Source organism: uncultured Dietzia sp. (genome assembly GCF_937873725.1).
Lineage (GTDB): Bacteria > Actinomycetota > Actinomycetes > Mycobacteriales > Mycobacteriaceae > Dietzia.
In genome coordinates this window covers 22938-33419 of the sequence record NZ_CALMYY010000125.1, presented here as the reverse complement: position 1 = coordinate 33419, position 10482 = coordinate 22938, and the positions used below count along the sequence as shown (strand labels likewise).

General features: G+C 73.7%; 9 protein-coding genes. 5 read left to right on the top strand and 4 right to left on the bottom strand.

Translation table 11 applies throughout. The annotated features are described in order from the left end of the window. From Q0444_RS14015 to Q0444_RS14005, 3 genes are all read right to left on the bottom strand, one after another. Nucleotides 1–747, bottom strand: a 747-nt coding sequence (locus Q0444_RS14015) for a HAMP domain-containing protein (RefSeq protein WP_299023529.1), incomplete at its 3' end; no start/stop codon positions are given. Continuing rightward, nucleotides 744–1457: a response regulator transcription factor gene (locus Q0444_RS14010; RefSeq protein WP_291082875.1), complete on the bottom strand. Its 714-nt coding sequence runs from the start codon at nucleotides 1455–1457 to the stop codon at nucleotides 744–746. The genes Q0444_RS14010 and Q0444_RS14015, both read right to left, overlap by 4 nt. A 20-nt stretch (nucleotides 1458–1477) precedes the next feature. Beyond that, nucleotides 1478–2488: an intradiol ring-cleavage dioxygenase gene (locus tag Q0444_RS14005; RefSeq protein ID WP_299023526.1), complete on the bottom strand. Its 1011-nt coding sequence runs from the start codon at nucleotides 2486–2488 to the stop codon at nucleotides 1478–1480. Between the two features lie 215 nt (nucleotides 2489–2703). Here Q0444_RS14005 and Q0444_RS14000 point away from each other — a divergent pair, with 215 nt between their 5' ends. The 4 genes from Q0444_RS14000 to Q0444_RS13985 are packed head-to-tail and all read left to right on the top strand — an operon-like array spanning nucleotide 2704 to nucleotide 7954. Beyond that, nucleotides 2704–3312, top strand: coding sequence for a hypothetical protein (locus Q0444_RS14000; protein ID WP_291082869.1), 609 nt, complete (start codon nucleotides 2704–2706; stop codon nucleotides 3310–3312). A gap of 42 nt (nucleotides 3313–3354) precedes the next feature. Then, on the top strand, nucleotides 3355–5220 hold the full coding sequence (locus Q0444_RS13995) for a penicillin-binding transpeptidase domain-containing protein (protein WP_291082865.1): 1866 nt from the start codon (nucleotides 3355–3357) through the stop codon (nucleotides 5218–5220). Nucleotides 5221–5229: 9 nt separating this feature from the next. Then, nucleotides 5230–6132 carry an SDR family NAD(P)-dependent oxidoreductase gene (locus Q0444_RS13990; protein WP_291082862.1) on the top strand — a complete coding sequence of 301 codons (903 nt, stop codon included), beginning with the start codon at nucleotides 5230–5232 and terminating at the stop codon, nucleotides 6130–6132. Between the two features lie 10 nt (nucleotides 6133–6142). After that, nucleotides 6143–7954 carry an acyl-CoA dehydrogenase gene (locus Q0444_RS13985; protein ID WP_299023522.1) on the top strand — a complete coding sequence of 604 codons (1812 nt, stop codon included), beginning with the start codon at nucleotides 6143–6145 and terminating at the stop codon, nucleotides 7952–7954. Nucleotides 7955–8040: 86 nt separating this feature from the next. Here Q0444_RS13985 and Q0444_RS13980 read toward each other — a convergent pair whose 3' ends face one another. Then, nucleotides 8041–8718, bottom strand: a complete 678-nt coding sequence (locus Q0444_RS13980) for a fasciclin domain-containing protein (protein WP_299023520.1) — start codon at nucleotides 8716–8718, stop codon at nucleotides 8041–8043. A 146-nt stretch (nucleotides 8719–8864) separates the two neighbouring features. On the opposite strand from Q0444_RS13980, the gene Q0444_RS13975 reads away from it, so the two are divergent. Beyond that, on the top strand, nucleotides 8865–10463 hold the full coding sequence (locus Q0444_RS13975; RefSeq protein WP_299023519.1) for a molybdopterin-dependent oxidoreductase: 1599 nt from the start codon (nucleotides 8865–8867) through the stop codon (nucleotides 10461–10463). Nucleotides 10464–10482: the final 19 nt, after the last annotated feature.

The following is a 10482-nucleotide window of genomic DNA, read 5'->3' as shown; positions in this document are numbered from 1 at the left end:
GGGGGGGGGGGCGGCCGGGCGCCGGTCGATCCTCTGGTGGAGCGGGGGGGGGCGCCCCCCGCCCTCCGGCCCCGCGGGGCGCCCCGGCAACCGCCGGTCCAGGTCGCCGGCCGCGATCTGCCCCGCCGCCTCGCTGACCTGCCCGAGGGGCCGCAGCGCCCGGCGAACGAGGTACCAGCCGGCTGTGCCCACCACGAGCAGCACCCCCGCCCCGACGGCGGCCGACACCCCGACGAGCAGCCCGACCGTGCGGTCGACCTGGCGGTCCAGCGGGAGCCCCAGCACCACCACGCCGCCCCGGGCGGGCGTCGCGAGGACCCGCCAGGCGCCTCCGCCCGCGGAGGGGACGGTCCGGGGCTCACCCGGGGGGAGGTCGGCGGGCACGGCGGGGCGGGCGCCGATGTCGTCCACCACGAGGAGGACAGTGCCGTCGGCGGCGCGCTCCTCGACGTAGAACTGCGACGGCGGACGCTCCCGCGACGGTTGGCCCGACCGCGGCTGCCGGGACGGGGCGGTCGGTCTGGCGTCCGGGGTGCCCCGGTGCGCCCAGCTCCGCACTCCGTCGGCCAGCTGATCGTCGACACGCTCGACGAGCTGCGCCCGCATCGTCAGGGCCACCGCCGCGCCCGAGACGAGCAGTCCCGCGGCCACGAGCAGCAGCATCGTCCCCACGAGGAGCACCCTCAGCGGGAGGCGGTCGAGGGGGCCGGGGCGCCGGACCTCGGTCCCCCGCGTGTCCGGGGTCATCGCGGTTCACGCAGGACGTACCCGACCCCGCGCAGGGTGTGGAGGTACTTGACCGGGCCGGTGTCGACCTTGCGGCGCAGGTAGCTGACGTACGACTCGACCACCCCGGCGTCGCCGCCGAAGTCGTAGTCCCACACGTGGTCGAGGATCCGGCTCTTGGACAGGACCACCCCGGCGTTGACCATGAAGTATCGGAGCAGCCGGAACTCCGTGGGCGAGAGGGCGACAGGGTCACCCGCCTTGAACACCTCGTGGGTGTCGTCGTCGAGCTCGAGGTCGGCGAACGTGATCCGGCTGTCGGCCGCCTCGTCCCGGGGGGCGGTGCCACGCCGGGCCAGGACCCGGACCCGGGCGATCACCTCCTCCAGGCTGAACGGCTTGGTCACGTAGTCGTCGCCGCCGACCGTGAGCCCGCGGACGCGGTCCTCGACCGCGTCGCGGGCGGTGAGGAACAGCACCGGGGCGTCGCAGCCGTCCGCGCGGAGCCGGCCGATCGTGTCGAATCCGTCCATCCGCGGCATCATCACGTCGAGCACCACCACGTCGGGGCGGAAACCGCGGGCCACGTCGATCGCTTGCGCGCCGTCCCGGGCGGTGGCCACCTCGAAGCCCTGGAACTTGAGGCTCACCTGCAGGAGCTCAACGATGCCCGGCTCGTCGTCACACACCAGCACGCGCGTTCCCCCGCGATGATCCCGGCCGATGTCCATGAGGAGAGTCTGCCCCACCGTCAGGACGACCCACCGGGACCGCCGGGACCGCGGGGACCGCCGGGTCCACCGGGTCCACCGGGTCCACCGGGTCCACCGGGGGCGTTGTCCTCGGCGGCGGCGACGCCGATGGTGATCCGCACCTCGTATCCGGTCTCCGGCGAGCCGGTCACCGTGGGCATCTGCGCCTGCCACCCGTCGGAGAAGACCATGTCGGACTCCAGGCTCACCCCGGCCATGTTGCGGATCGAGGCGCCGTAGCCGGGGTCGTGCGCGTAGACGGCGTCGGCGACCTCCGCCGGCAGCGCGATCTGCGAGGTCAGGCGGGCGTTCTCGCCGGCCACCGCAGAGGCCAGCGAGTCGTAGACCTCGAAGTGCACGTGCGGCCACCGACCGGAGTAGCAGGCGGGGAAGATGCTGCGGAACTCCACGCGGCCGGACTCGTCCGCGGTCTGGACGCCGCGCAGGTAGTTCTGGTCGGTGACCCCCTCGTTGTAGAGGGAGTAGCGGCCCTCCCGGTCGCAGTGCCAGACGTAGACGGCCATGCCCTCGCCGGGTGCGCAGCCCTCAACGAGGTCCTGCAGGGTCATCGTCAGCGTCATCGGCACGCCCTCGGCCGTGCCGGTCATGCCGTTGAAGCTGGAGGTGATGTCCGATCGGTGGACGCCGGACTCCACCAGGACGTTGGGGCCGTTGGAACCGTCACCGGGGTAGGGGCCGGCGGTCTCGCCGGGCGCGGGATCGGAACACCCGTCCGGGACGGGTGCCGTGGAGGTCGACGACGACGAGGCGGTCCCGCCTCCCGCAGCCGTGTCACCGGCCGGGGACGCGTCCCCGGCCTCGCCTCCCGGAGCGCAGCCCACGGCCAGACCCACCGCCCCCAGCCCGGCCACGCCGAACAGGCCCCGGAGCGCCGCCCGCCGGTTCATCACGGCGAGATCGTGGTGCAGACCCAGGTCGTGGTCGTGCGGCTGGTCGCCACCTCCGGCAGCGGTGTGGCCGGCGGCGGGTGAGCGGCGGATACGGGACATGGAGTCCTCCTCGCGGGGGCGATCGTCGTGGTGTGGACGTCCCGACGGTAGGAGCCGAACCAGTCAACTCCCTGGAGGGTTGCTGTGAAGTCGCTGGACACCGGCCGCGACTCACAGCAACCTCGCAGGTCGCCTCAAGCCGCCTCCCACCGACGGCGGCGAGAGTGGGGTCGAGGCCGGGGACGGACCCGGGCCGGAGAACGAGGAGGAACCCCGTGCAGGAATACGGAACCACGCAGAGCGACGGCTCGGCCCCGCGCCGCACCCTGTCGAAGAAGACCGTCGCCGCGCTCGGCGGGCTCGCCGTGGTCGCCGCCGTCGGCGTGGGCGGGCTGGCCGTCGCCAACGCCCAGGACGACACCGGGTCGGACACCACCACCGGGCAGCATGCTGACGGCGGCCGCGGCGGCAAGGGCGGCGGGGGCCACGGGATGGGCGACCGGATGGGCGACCGTTCCGACCAGATGGCCTCCGAGATCGCCACGGCGCTCGGCAAGGACACCGCGGAGGTCGAGCAGGCGCTGCGGGACGTGCGCGACGAACTGCGGACGGAGGGCCAGACCGACGGGACGCGGCCCGACCGCGAGACCCGGCAGGCGGAGATGGCCTCCGCCCTCGCCGAGAAGCTCGGCGTCTCCCAGGAGGAGGTCGCCGCCGCGCTCGACACCGTGCACGCCGAGCGGGACCAGGAGCGCAGGGCCGAACTGAGCGACCGCCTGGACGCGGCCGTCGCGGACGGCACCCTCACCCGGGCGGACGCGGACGCGATCCTCAAGGGGGCCGACGCGGGCGTCCTCGGCGGCCGCGGGGGTCCCGGCCACTGACGGCAGGCAGCGCGGCGGGCCCGAGTCTGGTTTCGTGGACGCATGAGCACCGAGTCGTCCCACCTTCGCGCTCCCCGCAGGGGCCGCCGCCGGACCGCCGGCCTGGTGGCTGCGGCCCTCGTCGTCGTCGTCGCCGGTACCGGGTGCGCCGCGCTCACCGGCGACACCGGCGCCGACGAACTGCGCGACTTCCGCGAGGCCCTGGCCGGCGGCGACGTCACCAGGGCCGCCGCCCTGACCACCGCGCCGGAGGCCGCCCAGGAGGCCCTCACCGCCAGCCTCGCCGGCATGGGGTACCCGGTCCTCGCCTCCTCCACCCCCGACGGGGACCGCCGCCCCGATCGGGACCCGGTCACCGTGGAGTACACGTGGACCCTGGCGGCGGACGGCGCGGCTCCGGGCACCGCACCGCGCACGGTCACCACCTCAGGGCAGGCCCGCACGACCGAGGTGGACGGGGAGTGGAGGGTCGAGTGGGCACCGACCGTCCTCGACACCCGGCTGCTCGACGGGGGCCGCCTGACGTTCGTAGAGGAACTCGACTACGCCACCGACATCGTCGACCGCACCGGCGCGCCGCTCATGCAGTGGACGCCGGTCACGGCGGTGACGATCGCGCCGGACGCCGCCGGGAGCGCGGACGCCGTCGCCGCGCTGGTGAGCGGGCCGGCGCCGACGATCACCGGGCAGTCGATCCGCGACGGCATGGCCGCCACGCCCGACCAGCCCTATCAGGTGGTGGACCTGCGGCCCGCCGACGTCGATCCGCTCCGCGAGCGGCTCGCCGCCGTCCCCGGCGTCTCGCTCGCCGAGAGCGGACGCCTGATCCAGGTCGACCGGGCCCTGCGATCCCCTGCCCTCACCGGGCTGCCCGACGCGTGGCTCGAGGCGCTGCGGGCGGCGGGCGGCTGGTCGGCGGAGATCGCCAACCCCGGGGTCGCGCCCATCCCCCTCGGCGGAGCGCCCGCCGGGGAGGTCGCCGACCTGGTGTCCACCCTCCAGCCGTCCATCCAACTCGAGGCCCAGCGCGCCGTTGACGCCTCGGGCCGGGCCGCCTCGATCGTCGCGATCCAGCCCTCGACCGGCGGGGTCCTGGCCGTCGCCCAGAACCAGGCCGCGGACGCCCAGGGGCCGGTCTCGCTGCAGGGGTTGTTCCCGCCGGGGTCCACCTTCAAGACCGTCACCACGGCCGCCGCGCTCCAGGCCGGGGTCGTGGGTGAGGACGAGATCGTCCCGTGCCCGGCGCAGATCACGGTCTCGGGGCGGACCATCCCCAACGACGGCGACTTCGCGCTCGGCCCGGTCCCTTTGGAGACCGCGTTCGCGCGCTCGTGCAACACCAGCCAGGCCGTGATCAGCGACCGGCTGACCCCCGAGGCGATGCGGGACACCGCGGCCTCGCTCGGGCTGGGCGTGGACTTCACCACCCCGGGCCTGACCACCATCACCGGGCAGGTGCCGGTCACCGAGCGGGGACCGGCGAGGGTGGAGGCGGCGATCGGGCAGGGCGAGGTGCTGGCCAGCCCGTTCGGCATGGCCGTCCTGGAGGCCTCGCTCGCGAACGGCGGTCGGATGATCCTGCCGTCGGTGATCGCCGGCATGCCGGCCGTGGCCGACCAGTCACCCCCACCGCTCGACCGCGGCGTCGTGGACACCCTGCGCCGATACATGGAGCAGACCGTCCGGTCGGGCACCGCCACGGCGGCGTCGTCGATCCCCGGGCTGGGCGGCAAGACCGGGACGGCCGAGGTGGCCTCCGGCCCCGCCCACGGCTGGTTCGTCGGCTCCACCGGGGACCTCGCGCTGGCGGTGCTCATCGAGGGCGCGGACTCCTCGGGGCCGGCGGTGGCGATGGCCGCGGACTTCCTCGGGGGTGTCGGACAACCGGCGCCCCTGCCCGCTCGGTAGTTTCTCCCCATGCGCCTGCCCAGCATCTCCCTGCCCGATCTTCCGGTCCCCGGACTGTCCCGACTGCCGTTCGCCCCGTCCTCCCACCCGTCCCCGGAGGACACAAACCGGCGCGTGCTGGTCACCGGGGGCGCCTCGGGGCTGGGCCTGGCGCTGGCGACGGCGTTCCTCGAACGCGGCGACCGCGTGATCGTCACCGACCTCGCCCCCACCGACGAGCGCCCGTCGACGGTCCCCTCCGACGCCCGCTACCTCCGGCTCGACGTGCGGTCCGAGGACGAGTGGAAGGCCGCCCGGGCGGAGGTCGAGCAGATCTGGGGCGGCCTCGACGTGCTGGTCAACAACGCCGGCATCGCGCAGGGCGGCCGGATCGAGCTCCTCACCGAGCAGGACTGGCAGCTCATCGTGGACATCAACCTCCTGGGGGTGGCCCGCGGCTGCCGCACCTTCGTGCCGATGCTCAAGGGCCAGGGCCGCGGACACATCGTCAACACCGCCTCGCTCGCCGGGCTCGTGCACCCGCCCACCATGACGTCCTACACCGCGGTCAAGGCGGCGGTGGTGGCGATCTCCGAGAGCCTGCGGTGGGAGCTCGAGCCCTTCGGGGTCGACGTCTCCGTGCTCTGCCCGTCGTTCTTCCGCACCAACCTCGCCTCCAGCCTCAACGTCTCGGACCCCGCCGCCAGCGGATTCGCGAGCAAGCTCATCGAGCGCTCCGAGCGCGGCGCCCAGGACATCGCGGCCGAGGTGATGACCGCCCTCGACGCCAAGCAGTTCCTCGTCCTCCCGGACCCCGAGGCCCGGCGCTCCTACCGCGGCAAGCGCTTCCTGCCAGCGGTCTACGCCAGGACCATGACGGGGATGGGGCAGAAGTTCGCGCGGGCCACGGGCGGTGTCGTCGGCCGCGAGTAGCCTGCGGGTCATGACCCCCTCGCACCTGCTGTCCCGCGCCGACCTCGACTTCCTCCTGCACGACTGGCTGGCCGTGTCCGACCTCTGCGCCCGGCCGCGGTACGCGGACCACTCGCGGGAGACGATCGACGCGGTGGTGGACCTGTCGGCCGAGCTCGCCGAGAAGTACTTCGCGCCCCACAACCGCAAGTCGGACCTCCACGAGCCGCGGTTGGTGGGCCAGGACGTGGAGCTCATCCCGGAGATCGGCGAGGCGCTCGAGCGCTTCGCCGCGGCCGACCTGGTGGGCGCGGCGATGGACGCCGAGGTCGGGGGCATGCAGCTCCCCTACACCGCATACCTGGCGTGCATGGCGTGGTTCTACGCCGCCAACGTCTCCACCGCCGCGTACCCGCTGCTCACCACCGGCAACGCGAACCTGCTCCTGGCGCACGGGTCGGACGAGCAGATCGAGCGGTACGTCCGCCCGATGATCGAGGGACGGTTCACCGGCACGATGTGCCTGTCCGAGCCGCAGGCCGGCTCCAACCTCGCGGACATCACCACGCGCGCCGAGCCTCAGCCGGACGGCACCTACCGGCTGTTCGGGCAGAAGATGTGGATCTCGGGCGGCGAGCACCCGATGGCGGAGAACATCGTGCACCTGGTGTTGGCCAAGGTCCCCGGGTCCCCGGCCGGGACGCGCGGGATCAGCCTGTTCATCGTGCCGAAGTTCCTGGTGGACGACGCGGGCTCGCTCGGCGAGCGCAACGACGTCGTCGTCACCGGCCTCAACCACAAGATGGGCTTCCGCGGCACGGTCAACACCGCGCCCACCCTCGGCCAGGGCCTGCACACGCCCGGCGGCCGGCCGGGCGCGGTCGGCTACCTGGTCGGGCAGGAGAACACCGGGCTCAAGAAGATGTTCACCATGATGAACGAGGCCCGCCTCGGCGTGGGCCTGGGCGCCACGGCGCTGGGGTACACCGGCTACCTCAAATCGCTCGACTACGCCCGCACCCGGCCCCAGGGCCGGCCGGTCGGCGCGGATCCGTCCTCCCCGCAGGTCATGCTCACCGGGCACGCGGACGTGCGGCGGATGCTGCTCGCCCAGAAGGCGTACGTGGAGGGCGCGCTGGCATTGGGCCTGTACTGCGCGAGGCTCGTCGACGACGACAAGACCGGCTCACCGGAGGAGTCCGCGGTCGCCACGATGCTGCTCGACGTGCTCACCCCGATCGCCAAGTCGTGGCCGTCGCAGTGGTGTCTCAAGGCCAACGAGCTGGCGGTGCAGGTGCTCGGCGGGGCCGGGTACACGATCGACTACGACGTGGAACAGCACTACCGCGACAACCGGCTCAACCCCATCCACGAGGGCACCCACGGGATCCAGGGTCGGGACCTGCTCGGCCGCAAGGTCCTCGCCGGGGGCGGGGCCGGGCTCGCCGCGCTGACCGACCGGATCACCGCGACGTGCGACCGGGCGTCGGGAACCGGCGGCGAGCTCGCCGAGCTGGCGTCGCTGCTGCGGCCGCGGGTCACCCGGCTCATCGAGGTCACCACCGCCCTGGCCGCGGTGGGCGCCACCGACCCCGAGGCGTTCCTCGCCGACGCCACCGAGTACCTCGAGGCCGCCGGGCATGTGGTGATCGCGTGGATCTGGCTGGAGCAGGTGCTGGCCCTGGGCTCGCGGGTCGCCGACGACGCCGATGCGTTTGCCGCCGGCAAGCTCCGGGCGGCCCGGTACTTCCTCCGGCGGGAACTCCCCCTGGTCGACGCCAAGTTCGACCTGCTCGCCGCGGGGGACCGCATCACCCTCGACATGCGCGACGAGTGGTTCTGATCCGGTACACGCCGGTGGCCCGGGTCGACGCTCGCGCGTCGACCCGGGCCACCGTGGCGGGGTGAGGAGGGGAACCCCTCAGTCCGTCACTGCTCGGGGATGAGGACCTGGTCGATCAGGTAGACGGTCGCGTTGGCGGTCTGGACGCCGCCGCAGATCACGTTCGCGCCGTTGACCTTCAGCTCGTCGCCCTCGCCGGTGACCTCGACGTCCGCGCCGTTGAGCGTGGTGTGGCCACCCACGACGTCCTTGGGCGAGGCCTGTCCCTTCACCACGTGGTAGGTGAGGATGCCGGTGAGCAGTTCGGGGTCGGTCTGCAGCGTCTGCAACGTCGCGGCGTCGATCGCCGCAAAGGCGTCGTTGACGGGCGCGAAGACGGTGTACTCGCCGCTGTTGAGGGTGTCGACCAGGTCGACATCCGGGTTCACGCCGCCGGACAGGGCCGACGCGAGCGTGCTGAGCAGCGGGTTGTTGGAGGCTGCGGTGGCGACCGGCTCCATGGCCATGCCGTCGACCGACGCGGGGCCGCTCGGGTTGGACTCGGCGTAGTCCGCACAGCCGGGGCCGACGAGCATCGCGGCCGGGTCGGCGGCCATGCTCGAGGTCGCGGAGGACGAGGCCATCGCGGAGGAGGTGGCCATCGGCGACGAGGTCGCCTCGGCGTCGGACGAGCCGTCGTCGGTGGAGCAGCCGGCCAGGACGAGCCCGCTGACCGCGGCGGCCGCCGCGACAGATGCCATGCGTCGGGAGATCTTGATGCCCATGATGATGGTCCTTCCGATGGAGCCCTCGGTCGTTGGGGCCCGTGTGCTGGGTCACCGGTACTTCGACACTGTGGCGGGGCCGGATGGGTGTCGGATCGGAACTTTCTCCGACCGGTCCGACGGCGGCCCCGCTCCGAACACCAGATGTGAAGACAGGCCAACAACATCCCCCCGTCGCGGCCCGGGCGATCGCGGGACTCCTCGCGACCGGTGTCGCCCTCGCGGTGGGTCACGCGATCGCGGGCACCCTCGACAGCCGCTCGTCCCCGTTCCTCGCGGTGGCCGACACGGTCGTGGACCGGGCCCCGGCGGTCGTCCGCGAGGCGACGATCGACGCGCTCGGCACCGCCGACAAGCCGGCGCTGCTGCTCGGCCTCTCCGTGATCCTGGTCGCGGTCGGTGCTCTCTCCGGTCTGGTGGAGCGTCCCCACCGCCCCACCGGCTCCGCGATCATCCTGGTGCTCGGGGTGGTCGGCGCACTCGCCGCGGCGACCCGACCGACGGGCGGCCCGGCGTGGGCGGTGCCGACGCTGCTCGGCTCCGCCGCCGGCGTGCTCGCCCTCCGGCTTCTCATCGGGGCCCTCTACGCCGAATCCCCCCGGTCCCGGGCGCAGGGTGACGCGGACGGTGACGCTGACGGCGACGCTGGCCCGGTGACGGCGGAGCACCCCGACCGGCGACGCTTCCTCGCACTGGCCGGATCGTCGCTCGCCGTGATCGCCGCCGCGGGGGCGACCGGAGCCGCCCTCGGCCGGAGGGCGGCCGACGTCCTCGCCGACCGGACCGGGCTGCGCCTGCCCGCCGTGCTCTCCCGGAACGCGGCCCCGCCGGTCCCCGCCGACGTCGTCCCCGACGCCCCCGGGGTGACGGGCTTTCTCACGCGGAACGAGGATTTCTACCGCATCGACACGGCGCTGCGCGTGCCCACCATCACCTCCGCCGACTGGCGGCTCCGCATCCACGGGATGGTGGAACGCGAGGTCGAGATCGACTGGGGGGACCTGGTCCGCCGCGAGGCGCAGGAGCGGATCGTCACCCTGACGTGCGTGTCCAACGAGGTCGGGGGCGACCTGGTGGGCACCGCGAGCTGGACCGGTTTCCCGATCGCCGACCTCCTCGCCGAGGCGGGGCCGCTGCCCGGGGCGGACATGCTCCTTTCGACCTCGGTCGACGGCTGGACCGCCGGCACGCCGCTGGACGCCCTCCTCGACGGCCGCGACGCCCTCCTGGCCGTCGGGATGAACGGCGACCCCCTTCCCCTGGACCACGGCTACCCGGTCAGGCAGGTGGTGCCCGGCCTCTACGGCTACGTCTCGGCCACCAAGTGGGTGGTGGACTGGGAGGTGACCCGCTTCGACCGCGCCAGCGCCTACTGGACCGATCGCGGCTGGGGCGAGAAGGGCCCGATCCGCACCGCCAGCCGCATCGACAGGCCCGCACCACTGGCGGAGCTCGCCCCGGGGCCCGTCGTGGTGGCCGGTACGGCGTGGGCCCAGCGTCGGGGGATCGACCGGGTGGAGGTGCGGGTCGACGATGAGCCGTGGCAGGACGCCCGGCTGTCCGCCGAGTACTCCGTCGACACCTGGCGCATGTGGTCGTGGACCTGGGACGCCGAACCCGGACTGCACACGCTGCACGTCCGGGCCACCGACTCGACGGGCGAGGTCCAGACCGAGACCCGACGGACGCCCGTGCCCGACGGCGCCACCGGCTGGCACAACCGCACCTTCCGGGTGGTGGCGTGATGGCCGTCCTCCTCGCCCC